Raw genomic sequence first — 16,688 nt, forward strand, 5'->3', positions numbered from 1 at the left:
CGCTAAACGAATCATCTTATTTTAACGAGAAATACAAAGATGGTTTTTTTTAACGCATCGTTCTATATCAACTTTAAAGAACGTATTGGAACACGATACATTAAATAGTCTCTCTCAAACACAACTATTCAAAAGGCATAAGGCTGAATTTACGAATATGGAGGAAATAAAGTAATGAAAAAAGAAACAATTTATCATTTCGTTGGTATTAAAGGTTCTGGTATGAGTGCTCTAGCTTTAATTTTGCACGATAAAGGATTTAAAGTTCAAGGATCAGATATCGAAAAGTATTTCTTTACACAAAAAAACATAGAAGAAGCTAAAATCCCAATGTTAAACTTTAACAAAGAAAATATTCATCAAGGTTTAACGGTTATTGCGGGGAATGCTTTTCCAGATACTCATGAAGAAATCGTTGCAGCTAATGAATTAGGCCTAACCGTTATTCGCTACCATGATTTCTTGGCACAATTTATTGGTCAATTCACTAGTGTTGCAGTTACAGGATCACATGGAAAAACAAGTACAACAGGATTATTAGCACATGTGTTAAGTCCGCTTAAAAACACAAGTTACTTAATAGGAGATGGAACCGGTCATGGTGTACCGGATGCAGACTTCTTTATTTTAGAAGCATGTGAATACCGCCGTCATTTTTTAGCTTATCAACCTGATTACGCAATTATGACAAATATTGATTTTGATCATCCTGACTATTATAGCAGTCTTAGTGACGTTTTTGATGCTTTCCAATCAATGGCAGTTCAAGTAAAGAAAGCTATTGTGGCTTGTGGAGATGACGAACAATTACAAAAACTCCAAGCTAATGTACCAATCCTGTATTATGGTTTTGAAGATCATAATGATTTTCAAGCTAAAAATATGACTCGTTCAACTACAGGTTCTACATTTGATGTTTATGTAAGAGATGAATTTTATGGACATTTTGAAATTCCAACGTTTGGTAAACACAACATTCTTAACGCACTTAGTGTGATAGCTATTTGCCAATATGAAAATATTGATAAAGAAGGCGTAATGGAAAACTTGAAAACATTTAAAGGCGTTAAGCGTAGATTTAGCGAAAAACAAATGTTGGACATGGTAATCATTGATGATTATGCACATCACCCATCTGAAATCCGCGCAACGATTGATGCTGCTCGTCAGAAATATCCAAATAAAGAAATTATTGCTATTTTTCAACCACATACCTTTACTCGGACAGTTGCATTGCTGAGTGATTTTGCAGAATCGTTGAATTTAGCTGACTCTATTTATTTATGTGATATCTTTGGATCAGTACGTGAAAATCAAGGAGACATTACGATACAAGATTTAGTTAACAAAATCGATAATGGAGCATCGATATTAAGTGAAGAAAATATGTCACCATTGTTGGACCACCATGATGCAGTTGCTATTTTTATGGGAGCTGGAGATGTTCAAAAATTTGAACTAGCATACGAGACATTGCTAAGTCATTCATCATTAACAAAAGAATAGAAAAAAGACCGAAAGCTATGAGATTGACCATAGCTTTCGGTCTTTTTATCCAAACTTATTTTAATTACCGGACCATCTGAAAATTGCTAAACCAAACTCAAGAGTTACAATACTGGAGAAATTGTAGAAAGGATAATCAAGTTCGCTATCCTTCTATTTTTTTGTTAAAATAGTAACGACAAGTAAGGCTTTCAAAAGAATTATTAGATGACTAAATAAAAAAATAAACAAAACAGTAGCAGCTAAAGGAGTTTTATGATGAGTGAGAAAAAAAAATTAGTATTGATTGATGGAAATAGTGTTGCATATAGAGCTTTTTTTGCATTACATTCTCAATTAGAAAGAATGAAAAATAAAAATGGCTTACACACGAATGCACTATATGGGTTTCATAATATGATTGATAGTGTGTTAACAAAAGAAAAGCCTACACATGTTTTGGTTGCTTTTGATGCTGGGAATACAACCTTTCGCCATAGTTTCTTTGATGAATATAAAGCTGGTCGGTCAAAGACACCAAGAGAATTTTCAGAACAAATGCCTTATCTTAGAGAGTTATTGGATGGATTTGGAATTAGACATTATGAATTAGAAAACTTCGAGGCAGATGATATTATTGGAACTTTGGCAACAAAAGTTGATCCAACAATATATGATGTAGTGGTTATATCTGGTGATCGAGATTTAACACAATTGGCAAAAGAGAATGTTCGAGTGGATATTACAGTAAAAGGTGTTAGTGAGTTAAAAGAGTACACCACTGAATCAATTTATGAAGAGATGGGTATTAGCCCGCTTCAAATCATTGATATGAAAGGTTTAGCAGGGGACGCATCAGATAACATACCAGGTGTTACAAAGATTGGCGAAAAGACAGCCCTTAAGTTATTGAAAGAGTATGGATCGGTAGAAGGAATTTATGAAAATATTGATTTATTAAAGAAAAGTAAAATGAAAGAAAACCTAATAAATGAAAAAGAAACAGCATTACTAAGCAAACGACTTGCGACTATTGATACCGACTCTCCTATAAAAATTAGCGTTGAAGAGTTGAGTTTCAATGGACCGAACATGGAAAAACTTATTTCTTTTTATAAAGAAATGGATTTTAATTCTCATTTAAGTAAGCTTGATACTGCGGAATATGATGCAGAACAAAATAGTCAAAAAGAAGCTATTTCATATACGATCGTTACGGAAATTACAGAGAATATGTTTAACGATAATATGGCTCTTTATGTAGAAATGTTAGGCGATAACTACCATACTTCTCCTGTTTTCTGTATTGGATGGGGAGATGACCAACAGATTTATGTTGCGGAACCAGAAGTAGTTTTTGCATCAGATGATTTTAAAAACTGGGCAAAAGATAAAGAAGCTCAAAAGCAAGTATTTGATGCTAAAAGGACCTATGTTGCATTAAAGAGACAAAATGTGGATATCGCATCAATCGACTTTGATATCTTGTTGGCTTCTTACTTGCTAAATACAAAAGATAACAGTAAAGATCTATCTGAAGTAGCTACAGAACATGAGTATTATGAGGTTTCCTCAGATGAAAGTGTTTATGGAAAAGGAGCAAAAATCGCTATTCCAGAAGAGAAAACTATAATATACGATCATATTGCAAGAAAGATAAAAGCGATTCGTATATTAAGTAAACAATTAGGAGAAAACTTAGAAAAGAATGAGCAAACCAAGTTGTTTAATGAAATGGAATTGCCTTTATCTATGGTTTTAGCTGAAATGGAACTCACTGGGGTAAAAGTAAACGATAAACGATTAATGGAAATGAAAGAAGAATTTGCCATTCGTCTAACAGATATTGAACAACGAGTATATGAATTAGCCGGTGAAAAATTCAATTTAAACTCACCAAAACAATTAGGTGTTATTTTATTCGAGAAGATGGGCTATCCTGTGATTAAAAAGACTAAAACGGGTTATTCTACTGCAGTGGATGTTTTAGAGCAATTAAGAGAACAAGCTCCGATTGTTGAGCACATTCTAGACTATCGTCAAATCGCAAAAATACAATCTACTTATATAGAAGGTTTATTGAAAGTAATCGATAAAAAAACCGGGAAAATTCATACACGATACATGCAGACAATTGCTCAAACGGGACGTTTAAGTTCAGTTGATCCTAACTTACAAAATATTCCGATTCGATTAGAAGAAGGCCGAAAGATTAGACAAGCGTTTGTTCCTAGTCATGAAGGTTGGGAAATATTTGCATCCGATTACTCGCAAATTGAATTGCGTGTATTGGGTCATGTTTCAGACGATAAATTACTAAAAGAAGCCTTTATTGAGGGACAAGACATCCATTCAAGTACAGCTATGCAAGTATTTGGTATTGGATCTCCAGAAGAAGTTTCTTCTGAAATGCGCCGTAGAGCTAAAGCTGTTAACTTTGGGATTGTTTATGGCATAAGTGATTATGGTTTATCACAAAACTTAGGAATTAGCCGAAAAGAAGCGCAGCATTTTATTGATACGTACTTTGAAAAATACCCTGGTGTAAAAACGTATATGGAAGATATAGTGAGAGAGGCAAAAGATAAAGGGTTTGTTGAAACGCTCTTCCAACGTCGTCGTTATTTACCAGAAATCAATTCTCGAAATTTCAATTTGCGCTCATTTGCTGAAAGAACAGCTATCAATACACCTATCCAAGGTAGTGCAGCAGATATTATAAAAATTGCTATGATTAAAATGGACCAAAAATTAAAAGAATCAACTATGAAAGCAACTATGCTGCTACAAGTACATGATGAACTAATTTTTGAAGCACCTAAAGAAGAAATTGAACAATTAAGAGCATTAGTTGTTGAAGTTATGGAAGGTGCAGTAGAATTATCTGTTCCATTAAAAGTTGATAGCAACAGTGGAAAAAGCTGGTATGAAGCGAAATAATAAAGAAAGTGTTTCTGCTATGGTTGTTGATAGCAGAAGCACTTATTTTATCTAGAAAGGAAGAAATACGTTGCCGGAATTACCTGAAGTTGAAACAGTTAGAAAAGGTTTAGAAAAACTTGTGTCAGAAGCAACGATAGAATCCGTTGATATATACTGGGATCGTATCATTTCAGGTCCAATTGAAACAACTGAGTTTAAGCGCATTTTAATGGGTGAAAAAATTATGGAATTTGACAGACGAGGCAAATACATTATCATTCGTTTTAAACAATGGGCATTGGTCTCGCATTTACGTATGGAAGGGAAGTATGAAGTAGAAGAATCATCAGCACCTCTAAAAAAACATACACATGTAGTTTTTCATTTAGCGGATGGGAGAGACTTACGTTATTTGGATGTGCGCAAATTTGGACGGATGACGCTTGTGCCGATAGGAGAAGAGTTCACTGCAACTGGGATAAAACTATTGGGCCCAGAGCCTACGGTAGAAACCTTTGATGAAGCAATTTTTTATAAAACCTTGCAAACTAAAAAAAGAGCTATCAAGCCTCTTTTATTAGATCAAAAGATAGTAGCAGGTTTAGGAAATATCTATGTAGATGAAGCACTGTTTTTAGCCAAAATGCATCCCTTAAGAACGGCAAATAGTTTACAAAAAAATGAAGTTTCTCTACTACATGAAGCCATCATAAAAGTACTTGGGGACGCAGTTGAAGCGGGTGGGACGACTATTCGTACGTATCAAAATGCTTTAGGAGAAGCGGGTTCATTTCAAGTGAAATTGTCTGTCTATGGTAAAAAAGGCCTACCATGTATTCGTTGCGGCACACCAATCGAAAAAATTAAAGTTGCGCAAAGAGGGACTCATTTTTGCCCTAATTGTCAGCGATTAATGATTGAGTAATAAAAAAGAGGCGATAGAATGACTGTGATCTTAGGATTAACTGGAAGTATTGCTACGGGTAAATCAACTGTTAGCAAAATATTTAAAGAACAAGGATTTCCTGTGGTGGATGCAGACGTTGGAGCAAGAGAAGTCGTCAAACCTGGAACAGAAGGATTAAGTGAAATAAAAAAACAATTTGGCGATAACGTTATTTTGACTGACGGTACGTTAAACCGAGCGGCATTAGGGAAGATTGTGTTTAAAGATGAAAAACAAAGAGAGAAGCTAAATATGATCTTATCTAAACGCATTTATCAATGGGTGATGGACCAAAAAAAAGAGTATTTGAAACGAGACCCTGCGATTCTTGTGTTGGATATCCCCCTTTTATTTGAGGCGGGTTATGAAAAAGAAGTGGATCAAGTGATGGTAGTAGCTACGACCAAAGAAATTCAAATCGATCGATTGATGAAGAGAGATAAGATAGGAAAAGAAGATGCAATTCAAAAAATCAACTCTCAACTTCCAATTTCAGAAAAAATTGTTCTTGGAGATAGCGTTATTGACAATAGCGGATCAACTGAAAATACGAAACAGCAAGTTATAGACTGGATAGACAAAATAACAGCCAAATAAGAGACGTAAGAACAAGTATTTTAGCTTGTTCTTTTTTTTTAGATCAAATTTGCGCCTTATTTAATCGGTTTTATCTCTAGTTTATGTGTGGTATAATAGTGTAAATAAGTGCGTACAAATAGAGTGTTAGTAAGAATAACACTTAAGATAGGAATGATAAACATGCAATGTCCACGCTGTCAAAATAATGGTTCTAAAGTTGTCGATAGTCGTCCAGCAGATGATGGGCGTGCTATTCGCAGAAGGAGAGAATGTGAAGCATGCAAATTCCGCTTTACTACGTTTGAACGAGTAGAAAAAACACCGCTTTTAGTTATTAAAAAAAATGGCACCAGAGAAGAATTTAATCGCGAAAAAATTCTAAGAGGATTGATTCGTTCGTGTGAAAAACGACCTGTAGCAATGGAACAAGTTGAAAAAATAGTTGATGAAGTAGAAAATCAAATCAGAGGACTAGGCGAAAATGAAATTGCTTCTGCTATTATCGGAGAATACATTATGGAAAAATTAGCTGACATAGATGAGGTAGCTTATATACGTTTTGCTAGTGTTTATCGCCAATTTAAAGATATGAGTGTCTTTTTAAAAGAATTACAAGAATTTGAAAGAAAAAAAGCTGGAAAAAATTAATTGAAATAGAAAGGTGGGAGTTGTTTTGGGGTATCCATGGAAAAACTTAAGTCCCAAGGATGGTTTTTTAGTAAAACAACAGGCATTGCTTTCGGATATCGATCAAAAAATTCTCACTTTTTTGTATCAACCTTTAGTAGGAAATGCTGCATACAGTCTTTATATGACTTTGTGGACAGAGATAGAAGAAGAGAATTACTGGAGTGAAGGAATCTTACATTCTGAATTGCTAGCTTTGTTAAATATTGGTATCCCTGAGTTGTATCAAGCTAGAATTAAATTGGAAGCAATAGGATTGATTAAAACATATCTTCAAACAAGTCCGACAAAGCTAATTGTCTACGAATTACAAGCTCCTCAAACGAGTAAGGTCTTTTTTAAGGACGATTTATTAAGTTTGTTGTTATTAGAAAAAGTTGGAGAACGAAAATTCAAAAAATTAAGAAATCGATTTGTTGTAGAAACTATAGATAAAAATAAGTTTCAAGAGATCACAAAGTCTTTCTTGGATGTTTTTCAGTTTGATGCTGAGTTACTAAAAAGAGAGAAAGAATTACTTAAACAGCCGGTTTCTTATATTGGTAATACAAGTTCTACAAGACCAAGAGTTGATCCTAAAACATTTGATTTGAAATTCTTTTATACAGGATTAAATCACCAATATGTCAACCGTTCTTCGATCACAAAAGAAATTGAAGAGACAATACTTGTATTGCATACGCTGTATGGCTTAGATGAGTTAGCTATGCAACAATTCGTATTAAATGCTTCGGATATCGAAACGGGTAAAATTGACGAAAAAAGATTAAAAAAATTGGCGTATGATGATTACCACAATAAAAACCAACAAAATATCTCTTTAAAAGACGTTGTAGAAAAAGATATAGAAGTAGATTCCAACCAACAAAAAATGCGTGAAACGGAGCTAACTAATAGAGGGTTAACCAAAGAAGATATTGCCGTTATTGAAGTGAGTGAGCAAATAAGTCCGGTTGATTTTATGAATTCTATTAAAGATCAAAAGGGTGGGTTTGTCACAAAACCAGAAGAGTGGACATTAGAAGAAATTGTCAAAAAAGCTAATTTGCCAACGGCCGTTATCAATATTTTGATTCACTATATTCTAGTTGTAAGGAATAACCCAACACTGGATCAAAAATTGGCCTATAAGATCGCGAATGACTGGGCGCAAGAGAAAGTTGTTGCACCTGAAGAAGCGATTCAAAAAGTGAAAAAAATGTACTCTGAAAATGCTGAAAAACGACAACAACAAGAAAATCGTAGTAAATCGTATACGCAAAACAGAGGCAAATCAAATTATGGTAATCAAACAACTATAAGAAAAGAAACGCTTCCCGATTGGGCTAAAGAAGGAAATAATCAATTGGAAGAAAAGCCGATGAGTGAAGAAGAGCAAAATGCATTTATGGAAAGATTGAAAAGAATTCAAAATTTCGGCAAAGAAGGTGAATAATGATGGAAGATATCGGTGAAAGTCTAACAAGAATGATTAAAGAGCGTAATTTGAATCATAAATATGAGGAATTAATCCAAGAAGTATTAGATGATCCAGATGTCATGCAATTTATTGAAGACAATCGCCAAAAATTGAACGATGAGGCTATTGTAAAAAGTTATGCTAAGTTGTATGAATATGTACAAGAAAAAAAGAAATTTCATTTAAACAAAGGTATGATGGCTCCAGGTTACCATCCTAAATTGATTTTAAACTACCATTACATTGATGTAACTTATGTGCCTTCTGCTGAGTTGATCGCTAGGCAAAAAGAATTAGAAATTAAAAATCGTATTTATTCCATGGATATGCCTAAAGATGTTCGGAATGCAAAACTAGCTGATTTTGAATTGACTGATGAACGAAGATTTGCGATTTCAGAGGTTTATGACTTTATTGATGCGTATATGACGAATCCTAAAGGCTACCATAAAGGCTTGTATTTACAAGGATCATTTGGTGTAGGGAAAACGTATCTCTTAGGTGCGTTAGCACATGAATTAGCTAAAAACGGTTTCCCTTCTACGCTCATGCACTTTCCGTCATTTGCAGTGGAAATGAAGCAGTCTATTGGCAAGAATAATACCGGTGAAAAGTTAGAGTTTGTAAAAAAAGCACCAATACTCATGTTAGACGATATTGGTGCGGATTCTATGTCTAGTTGGATAAGAGATGATGTACTAGGAGTTATTTTACAGTACCGCATGCAAGAACAACGGCCTACTTTTTTCTCTTCTAATTTTGATATGAAACAACTTGAAGAGGAACACTTAAGAGTAACGCAAAGAGGCGAAGATGAGCCATTAAAAGCAAAAAGAATTATGGAAAGAGTTCGTTATCTAGCTAAAGAAGTGAAAATGACGGGTTCTAATCGACGTCATCTCCAATAAATAAATTAGAAATACACATCCTATCCTTGAAATTAGAATCAAAAAGTGCTTTAATGATAGATATAAAAGAAATCATTGAGAAAGACACCAAAACTTGGTTACGATTTTTTTAGAGAAGAAAACAATGCTGAAAGTTTTCTAATTTCGTTCTTGTTTTGACCCCTTTCGAGTGCCACTGTGAACCTTTTCGTATTAGCAGTTGGTCGTTTAGCTAGCGTTAACAGCTTAGAGTGAGTTTAGAGTGTTTGCTAAATTCTGAATCTGGGTGGAACCACGTAATGAACGTCCCTTTTATGGTATTTTATATACTATAAAAGGGGCTTTTTTGTTTTCTAGCTGAACAAAGATGGTATTTTAAAATTAGAATATGGAGGAATAAACTATGTCAGAAATTAACATTACGTTTCCAGATGGAGCAGTAAAATCGTTTCCAATGGGTTCATCTACAAAAGATATTGCTGAAAGTATCAGCAAAGGTTTAGCCAAAAAAGCATTAGCTGGTAAATTTAACGGAGAATTAGTGGATTTAGTACGTCCGCTAGAAGTAAATGGTGAGATTGAAATCATTACACCAGATCATGAAGATGCATTACAAATTTTGCGTCATTCAACTGCTCACTTGATGGCAAATGCATTACGTCGTTTGTATCCAGATATAAAATTTGGAGTGGGTCCTGCCATTTCAACTGGATTTTATTATGACACAGATTCTGAAGCACCAATAACAGATGAAGATATTCCAAAAATTGAAGCTGAAATGATGGCAATTGTAAAAGAAAATAATCCTATTGTTCGTAAAGAAGTTACACGTGAAGAAGCGTTAGAAATCTTCAAAGATGATCCTTACAAAGTAGAATTGATTACAGCATTACCTGAATCAGAAAAAATTACAGTATATGACCAAGGCGATTTTGTAGATTTATGTCGTGGTGTCCATGTGCCATCTACAGGTCGTATTCAAGTGTTTAAACTGTTATCTCTTGCAGGTGCCTACTGGAGAGGGAACTCGGATAATAAAATGATGCAACGGGTTTACGGAACAGCATTCTTTGATAAAAAAGACTTGAAAGAGTTTATAAAAATGCGTGAAGAAGCTAAGTTACGTGATCACCGTAAATTAGGAAAAGAATTAGATTTATTCATGATTTCTCCTGAAGTTGGATCTGGATTGCCGTTCTGGTTGCCAAAAGGTGCTACGATTCGTCGTACAATTGAACGTTACATCGTTGACCGTGAAATCAGTTTAGGTTACCAACATGTCTACACACCTATTATGGCTGATGTAAACTTATACAAAACATCTGGTCATTGGGACCATTATCATGAAGATATGTTCCCACCTATGGATATGGGTGATGGCGAAATGCTTGTCTTGCGCCCAATGAACTGCCCACACCATATGATGGTATACAAAAATGATGTGCACAGCTACCGTGAGTTGCCTATTCGGATTGCTGAATTAGGACAAATGCATCGCTATGAAAAGAGTGGAGCTTTATCAGGATTACAACGAGTACGTGAAATGACTTTGAATGATGGACATACATTCGTACGTCCAGATCAAATTGAAGAAGAATTCAAGCGTACACTGGAGTTGATGTTAGCTGTTTACGGTGATTTTAACATTACTGATTACCGTTTCCGATTAAGCTATCGTGATCCTAATAACACAGAAAAATACTATGATGATGATGGTATGTGGGAAAAAGCTCAAACAATGCTTAAAGCAGCTATGGATGACATGGAATTAGACTATTTTGAAGCAGAAGGCGAAGCAGCTTTCTATGGTCCTAAACTAGATGTATTAGTAAAAACAGCTATCGGAATTGAAGAGACACTTTCAACAATCCAACTAGACTTTTTACTTCCAGAACGTTTTGACCTGACATATGTAGGTGAAGATGGCGAAAATAATCACCGTCCTGTGGTTATTCACCGTGGTATTGTTTCTACAATGGAGCGTTTTGTAGCTTACTTGATTGAAGAGTACAAAGGAGCGTTTCCTACTTGGTTAGCACCAGTTCAAGCGACAATTATTCCAGTTAACTTAGATATGCATACAGATTATGCTTATGAGATTAAAAAACAACTAGAAAGTATTGGAATGCGCGTAGATGTTGACGAACGCAATGAAAAAATGGGGTATAAAATACGTGCTTCTCAAACACAAAAAATACCTTATCAATTAGTTGTTGGAGATAGCGAAGTTCAAGATAATACGGTTGCGGTACGTAAGTATGGCGAAAAAGCGACTGAAACAATTGGGTTAAATGATTATATAGAAAAAGTTTCATCAGAAATAAAAAACTTTAGCAACTAATAGATTGACATTATAGATTCAATAAAGTATAATAAATAAGTTGAGAAAATCAAGCAGAAGCACCCGCTTCTCGCCTAAGTTGACGAAAGTGTCTCTGGGCTAGATATAAACGATGATAACTTGCATTCGGTGTGAGTTAGAAATTATTTATAGGCGGGTTCATAATGAACTCGTCTATTTTTCTGCTGTTCTTTCTCTCAAATCTAATGGAGGTGTATGACCATAGCAAAAGATATGATGGTAAATGACGGCATTCGTGCACGTGAATTACGCGTTATTGGTAGTAATAGCGAACAACTTGGTGTAATTACAAAAAGTGAAGCGTTAAAACTTGCAGAAGAAGCAAACTTAGACTTAGTACTAGTAGCTCCAAAAGCAAAACCACCTGTAGCACGTATTATGGACTACGGTAAATTCCGTTTTGAGCAACAGAAAAAAGAACGTGAAGCCCGTAAAAATCAAAAAGTCATTAGTATCAAAGAAGTAAGATTAAGTCCTACTATTGATTTAAATGATTTTAATACTAAATTACGTAACGCACGTAAGTTCCTTGAAAAAGGAGATAAAGTAAAGGCTTCAATCCGATTTAAAGGTCGTGCCATTACTCATAAAAGTATTGGTAAAGAAGTGTTGGATCGTTTAGCTAAAGAAACAGCTGATATTTCAACTATTGAATCAGCAGCTAAAATGGATGGTCGCAGCATGTTCTTAATTTTAGCACCAAAGAATGAAAAGTAAGAGTATTTTGAGGAGGAAATAACAAATGCCAAAACAAAAAACACACCGTGGTTCAGCAAAACGGTTCAAAAGAACAGGTAATGGTGGATTAAAACGTCATCATGCTAAAACAAGCCATATGTTTGCAAACAAATCACAAAAACAAAAACGTAAATTACGTAAATCAGCAATGGTATCTTCTGGCGATATGAAACGTATCCGTCAACAATTAGCTAAATGGTAATCTTTTACCTTAGCGTATTTTAGTTCATTTAAAAAAATGAACAAATGTAGTTTAAATTAGTCAAAAGAGTTTTCTTGTAGAGAAAACATCTTAGAGGAGGAAATTAATATGCCACGTGTAAAAGGTGGAACGGTTACTCGTAAACGTCGTAAAAAAATATTAAAATTAGCAAAAGGGTATTACGGTTCTAAACATATTTTATTCAAAACAGCTAAGCAACAAGTAATGAAATCATATACTTATGCTTACAGAGACCGTCGTCAAAAGAAACGTGATTTCCGTAAATTATGGATCGCTCGTATTAATGCAGCTGCTCGTTTAAACAACATGAGCTACAGCACATTTATGCATGGTCTTAAATTAGCAGAAATCGATGTTAACCGTAAAATGTTAGCAGAAATCGCTGTTACAGATGCTGCTGCATTCACAGCATTAGCTGAACAAGCTAAAACTGCATTGAACAACAAATAATATTCTAAAAGCTATTTCACTATTCTGTGAAATAGCTTTTTTTTATGGAATAATGTTGAAATTAAATGTGTCAGATTTGTAACAAATAAAACGAAATTTTTAATAAGTAAAACTAGTTAGAAAAACTATATGTATAGGCTTTTTTTAGAAAAAGAATGAGTATAGGATTAGAATATAAATTTTTTATTACACTATTTTAATAATTTGTATTGAAATTGTGATAATAAGATGATAATATAATTTGAGTAAACTAATATTGAGTTACTGATTATTAGAAGAATTGAAAAAGAAATAGGGGGATTTAATATGAAAAAGAGTAAATTAGTTAGTTTATTAGGTTTAACAGCTACATCTGCATTAGTTTTAGCAGCTTGTGGTGGTGGAAACGATGGAGAAACAGCAAATACAGAATCAACAACTTCTGGCTCTTCTGAAGAGCAAGTACTGAACCTGATTGAAAGTGCTGAATTACCAAATATGGATTCTGCAAAATCAACAGATGTAGTAAGTGGTACCGTTTTAAATAACGTGAATGAAGGATTATATCGCCAAAATCCTGAGAATAAACTTGAATTAGGAATGGCTGCTGAAGAACCAGAAGTGAGTGAAGATGGTTTAACATATACATTTAAAATTAAAGAAGATGCAGTTTGGTCTAATGGAGATCCTGTAACAGCCGGTGATTTTGTCTATGCTTGGCAGCGTTTAGCAACTCCTGAAACAGCTGCTGAATACTCATACATGATTGATGGTGTTGTTGAAAATGCTTCTGCAATTTTAACGGGAGAAATGGAACCTTCAGAACTAGGTGCTACGGCTGTTGATGAAAAAACGTTAGAAGTTCAATTAGAAAAAGCTGTGCCTTACTTCAAAGATTTACTAACACTTCCAATGTTTTTACCACAAAACGAAGCTTTTGTAACTGAACAAGGTGAAAAATATGCAACAAATAGTGATACTGTTCTTTACAATGGTCCTTTCGTATTAGACGAATGGGATGGTACTGGCTTAAGCTGGGTATTAAATAAAAATGAAGAATACTGGGATGCAGAAACTGTAGTATTAGATGCAATAAATGTTGATGTAGTTAAAGAAACATCTACTGCAATCAACTTGTACGATACAGGAGCAGTTGACCGTATTACATTATCAGGTGAATATGTACAAACAAAACAAGGCGATCCTGAATTGAAAACTCAACCAACTTCATCTGTTTTCTACTTTAAATTTAACCAAGAACGTGATGGAGAAGAAACTCCTTTAGCTAATGAAAATATTCGTAAAGCTATTGCAATGGCTTATGATAAACAAGCTTTTGCTGACACAGTTCTTCAAAACGGTTCTATTCCAGCTAATGGGTTAGTTCCAGCTGAATTAGCTGTTGATCCTGCAACAGGTGAAGATTTCCGTGCACAAAGTGGAGATTTATTAACTTATGACGTTGAACAAGCGCAAGAGTATTTTGCAGCAGGTTTAGACGAATTGGGTGTGGATTCTCTTACTTTAGAAATTTTAGGTGATGATACTGAAAATGCTAAAAAATCTCTAGAATTTATGCAAGGACAATTGACTTCGAATCTACCAGGTTTAGAAATCAACTTAAGAAATGTTCCATTTAAAGTTCGTTTAGATGCAGATACGAATCAAGATTACGATATCGAAATGGCTGGTTGGGGAGCTGACTACGCAGATCCAATCAACTTCTTAGAATTATTCCATTCAGAAAATGGAAACAACAAATCTAGCTACTCTAATCCTGATTACGATGCATTAGTTGAAAGTGCTCAAACAAATGTAACAGATTTAGAAGGTCGTTGGGAAGATATGTTAGAAGCTGAAAAAATCTTAATGGAAACAGGCGGAATTGCACCAATTTATCAACGTGCATACTCTGTTTTAGAAAAAGATTATCTTAAAGATTTCTCAAGTCACTTAACAGGTGCAGAATACTCATACAAATGGGCTTCAATTGACGGAAAAGAATAAAATTTTTAAAAAAAGAGCGAAGTATATTCGCTCTTTTTTTGTGTTTAGTATGTGAGAAGGATAAGATTCCTATTAGAGTAAGTAAATACTCATTTCTCTCTCTTTTAAATGATGATAAAATGAAGAAGTTATGAATATTTTATAATTAAACTTTATTATGATTCATTAGGAGGAAAAGAAGTGGAAAAGAAAAAATATCTTCAGTTAATGGGGTTATCACTAGCTTCTATTAGTTTATTAGCAGCTTGCGGTGGGAACAAAGATGAATCGGCAACAAACACAAATGGAACCGACAAACAAGAATTAAACCTAGTTGAGTCAGCTGAATTACCAACAATGGACTCAGTGCTAGCAACGGATGCTGTTAGTTTCAATGTAATGAATAACGTTAATGAAGGGTTATACCGTCAAGGACCAGATGGAGAACTTGTGTTAGGTATGGCAGCAGAAGAACCAGAAATAAGCGAAGATGGATTAACTTATACATTTAAAATCAGAGAAGATGCAGTGTGGTCAAATGATGAGCCTGTAACAGCTAACGATTTTGTTTTCGCATGGACACGCTTAGCAACACCTGAAACAGCTGCAGAGTACTCTTATATGATTGATGGAGTGGTATTAAACGCAACTGCTGTCTTACAAGGTGAAATGGACCCATCTGAACTAGGTGTAACAGCTGTTGATGATAAAACATTTGAAGTGCAATTAGAAAAAGCGGTTCCTTATTTTGAAAGTTTAACAACATTGTCAATGTTTTTCCCACAAAATGAAGCTTACGTTACAGAACAGGGTGATGCTTATGCATCAAATAGTGATCACGTTCTTTATAACGGACCTTTTGTACTAGATGAATGGGACGGAACTGGCTTAAGCTGGGTATTAAACAAGAACGAAGATTATTGGGACGCAGAAACTGTTGAATTAGATGCAGTTAATATTGATGTTATCAAAGAAACTTCAACTGCTTTGAATTTATATGATACAGGTTCAATCGATCGTATGATACTATCAGGTGATTATGTTCAGACACAACAAGGTAACCCAGATTTGAAAACTCAACCTACTTCTACTGTAGCTTATCTTAAATTTAACCAAGAACGTGATGGAGAACAAACCGCATTAGCTAATGAAAATATTCGTAAAGCTATCGCGATGGCTTTTGATAAACAAGCATATGTTGATACTGTTCTTCAAAACGGTTCTATCCCAGCTAACGGACTTGTTCCACAATCATTAGCTGTTGATCCATCAACAGGAGAAGACTACCGTGATCAAAACGGTGATTTATTGACATTTGATCTTGAGAAAGCTCAAGAATACTGGGAAAAAGGATTACAAGAATTAGGATTAGATTCTTTAACATTAGAAATTTTAAGTGATGATACTGAAAATGCTAAAAAATCAATTGAATTTTTACAAGGACAATTAACACAAAATTTACCGGGATTAGATATCTCATTAAGAAATGTACCGTTTAAAGTACGTCTAGATGCTAACAGCAATCAAGATTATGACATTCAATTAGCATTGTGGGGAGCAGATTATGCTGATCCTATTAACTTCTTAGAGTTGTTCCAATCAGAAAATGGAAATAATAAGTCTGGATACAACAGCGCTGATTATGATGCATTAATTGAAAGTGCTCAAACGAATGTGACTGATTTAGAATCACGTTGGCAAGATATGCTTGATGCAGAAAAAGTATTAATGGATGAAGCTGGTATTGCACCAATTTATCAACGTGCTTATGCAGTATTAGAAAAGCCATATGTTCAAGATTTTACAACATATTTAGTTGGAGCAGAATGGTCGCTTAAATGGACGTCTGTTACAAAATAATTTAAGTTGAAGATTAGTATATCAATTAAAAGAAAGAGCCTGGACTTCTGTTCCTGGCTCTTTCTTTATTATTATCGATGGAAAGTAGTACAATACAAAAAAGCAGCTTAAGAAAACTATATTTT

Annotated in this window: 13 protein-coding genes and 1 other annotated feature; all 13 genes read left to right on the forward strand. The window is 34.4% G+C overall.

The window, feature by feature from the left end; genetic code table 11:
* Positions 1 to 174: 174 nt before the first annotated feature.
* The gene (gene murC, locus CAR_RS03665) at positions 175 to 1,506 is read left to right on the forward strand and encodes a UDP-N-acetylmuramate--L-alanine ligase (protein ID WP_013710364.1); all 1,332 of its coding nucleotides are present in this window, start codon (positions 175 to 177) and stop codon (positions 1,504 to 1,506) included.
* A 258-nt stretch (positions 1,507 to 1,764) separates the two neighbouring features.
* Positions 1,765 to 4,425 carry a DNA polymerase I gene (gene polA / locus CAR_RS03670; RefSeq protein ID WP_041556150.1) on the forward strand — a complete coding sequence of 887 codons (2,661 nt, stop codon included), beginning with the start codon at positions 1,765 to 1,767 and terminating at the stop codon, positions 4,423 to 4,425.
* Positions 4,426 to 4,495: 70 nt separating this feature from the next.
* Positions 4,496 to 5,332, forward strand: a complete 837-nt coding sequence (gene mutM, locus CAR_RS03675) for a DNA-formamidopyrimidine glycosylase (RefSeq protein ID WP_013710366.1) — start codon at positions 4,496 to 4,498, stop codon at positions 5,330 to 5,332.
* Positions 5,333 to 5,350: 18 nt separating this feature from the next.
* Positions 5,351 to 5,950 carry a dephospho-CoA kinase gene (gene coaE / locus CAR_RS03680; RefSeq protein WP_013710367.1) on the forward strand — a complete coding sequence of 200 codons (600 nt, stop codon included), beginning with the start codon at positions 5,351 to 5,353 and terminating at the stop codon, positions 5,948 to 5,950.
* Between the two features lie 162 nt (positions 5,951 to 6,112).
* Positions 6,113 to 6,580, forward strand: a complete 468-nt coding sequence (nrdR, locus tag CAR_RS03685) for a transcriptional regulator NrdR (protein ID WP_013710368.1) — start codon at positions 6,113 to 6,115, stop codon at positions 6,578 to 6,580.
* A gap of 25 nt (positions 6,581 to 6,605) precedes the next feature.
* Positions 6,606 to 8,054, forward strand: coding sequence for a replication initiation and membrane attachment family protein (locus CAR_RS03690; protein WP_041556151.1), 1,449 nt, complete (start codon positions 6,606 to 6,608; stop codon positions 8,052 to 8,054).
* Positions 8,055 to 8,056: 2 nt separating this feature from the next.
* Positions 8,057 to 8,986 (forward strand): primosomal protein DnaI, encoded by a 930-nt coding sequence (dnaI, locus tag CAR_RS03695; RefSeq protein ID WP_013710370.1) that lies wholly within the window; start codon positions 8,057 to 8,059, stop codon positions 8,984 to 8,986.
* 382 nt (positions 8,987 to 9,368) lie between these two features.
* On the forward strand, positions 9,369 to 11,306 hold the full coding sequence (thrS, locus tag CAR_RS03700) for a threonine--tRNA ligase (protein WP_013710371.1): 1,938 nt from the start codon (positions 9,369 to 9,371) through the stop codon (positions 11,304 to 11,306).
* Between the two features lie 45 nt (positions 11,307 to 11,351).
* Positions 11,352 to 11,494: a sequence feature (ribosomal protein L20 leader region), on the forward strand.
* 28 nt (positions 11,495 to 11,522) lie between these two features.
* Entirely contained in the window at positions 11,523 to 12,044 is a 522-nt protein-coding gene (infC, locus tag CAR_RS03705) for a translation initiation factor IF-3 (RefSeq protein ID WP_013710372.1), read from the forward strand.
* A gap of 25 nt (positions 12,045 to 12,069) precedes the next feature.
* Complete coding sequence (gene rpmI, locus CAR_RS03710) at positions 12,070 to 12,267, forward strand: 50S ribosomal protein L35 (RefSeq protein WP_013710373.1); 198 nt, start codon at positions 12,070 to 12,072, stop codon at positions 12,265 to 12,267.
* Between the two features lie 108 nt (positions 12,268 to 12,375).
* Positions 12,376 to 12,738 carry a 50S ribosomal protein L20 gene (gene rplT / locus CAR_RS03715; protein WP_013710374.1) on the forward strand — a complete coding sequence of 121 codons (363 nt, stop codon included), beginning with the start codon at positions 12,376 to 12,378 and terminating at the stop codon, positions 12,736 to 12,738.
* A 306-nt stretch (positions 12,739 to 13,044) separates the two neighbouring features.
* Positions 13,045 to 14,724: a peptide ABC transporter substrate-binding protein gene (locus CAR_RS03720; RefSeq protein ID WP_013710375.1), complete on the forward strand. Its 1,680-nt coding sequence runs from the start codon at positions 13,045 to 13,047 to the stop codon at positions 14,722 to 14,724.
* A 180-nt stretch (positions 14,725 to 14,904) separates the two neighbouring features.
* A complete protein-coding gene (locus CAR_RS03725; protein ID WP_013710376.1) occupies positions 14,905 to 16,563 on the forward strand; it encodes a peptide ABC transporter substrate-binding protein in 1,659 nt (552 codons plus the stop codon).
* The last annotated feature ends 125 nt before the right edge of the window (positions 16,564 to 16,688 follow it).

This window comes from Carnobacterium sp. 17-4, assembly GCF_000195575.1.
Classification (GTDB): domain Bacteria; phylum Bacillota; class Bacilli; order Lactobacillales; family Carnobacteriaceae; genus Carnobacterium_B.

What these genes read in the sequence shown, in the direction of transcription:
- rpmI (WP_013710373.1), top strand. Translation starts at nt 12,070, where the DNA reads ATGCCAAAACAAAAAACACACCGTGGTTCAGCAAAACGGTTCAAAAGA.
- polA (WP_041556150.1), top strand. Translation starts at nt 1,765, where the DNA reads ATGAGTGAGAAAAAAAAATTAGTATTGATTGATGGAAATAGTGTTGCA.
- nrdR (WP_013710368.1), top strand. Translation starts at nt 6,113, where the DNA reads ATGCAATGTCCACGCTGTCAAAATAATGGTTCTAAAGTTGTCGATAGT.
- rplT (WP_013710374.1), top strand. Translation starts at nt 12,376, where the DNA reads ATGCCACGTGTAAAAGGTGGAACGGTTACTCGTAAACGTCGTAAAAAA.
- coaE (WP_013710367.1), top strand. Translation starts at nt 5,351, where the DNA reads ATGACTGTGATCTTAGGATTAACTGGAAGTATTGCTACGGGTAAATCA.
- thrS (WP_013710371.1), top strand. Translation starts at nt 9,369, where the DNA reads ATGTCAGAAATTAACATTACGTTTCCAGATGGAGCAGTAAAATCGTTT.
- murC (WP_013710364.1), top strand. Translation starts at nt 175, where the DNA reads ATGAAAAAAGAAACAATTTATCATTTCGTTGGTATTAAAGGTTCTGGT.
- infC (WP_013710372.1), top strand. Translation starts at nt 11,523, where the DNA reads ATGACCATAGCAAAAGATATGATGGTAAATGACGGCATTCGTGCACGT.
- dnaI (WP_013710370.1), top strand. Translation starts at nt 8,057, where the DNA reads ATGGAAGATATCGGTGAAAGTCTAACAAGAATGATTAAAGAGCGTAAT.
- CAR_RS03720 (WP_013710375.1), top strand. Translation starts at nt 13,045, where the DNA reads ATGAAAAAGAGTAAATTAGTTAGTTTATTAGGTTTAACAGCTACATCT.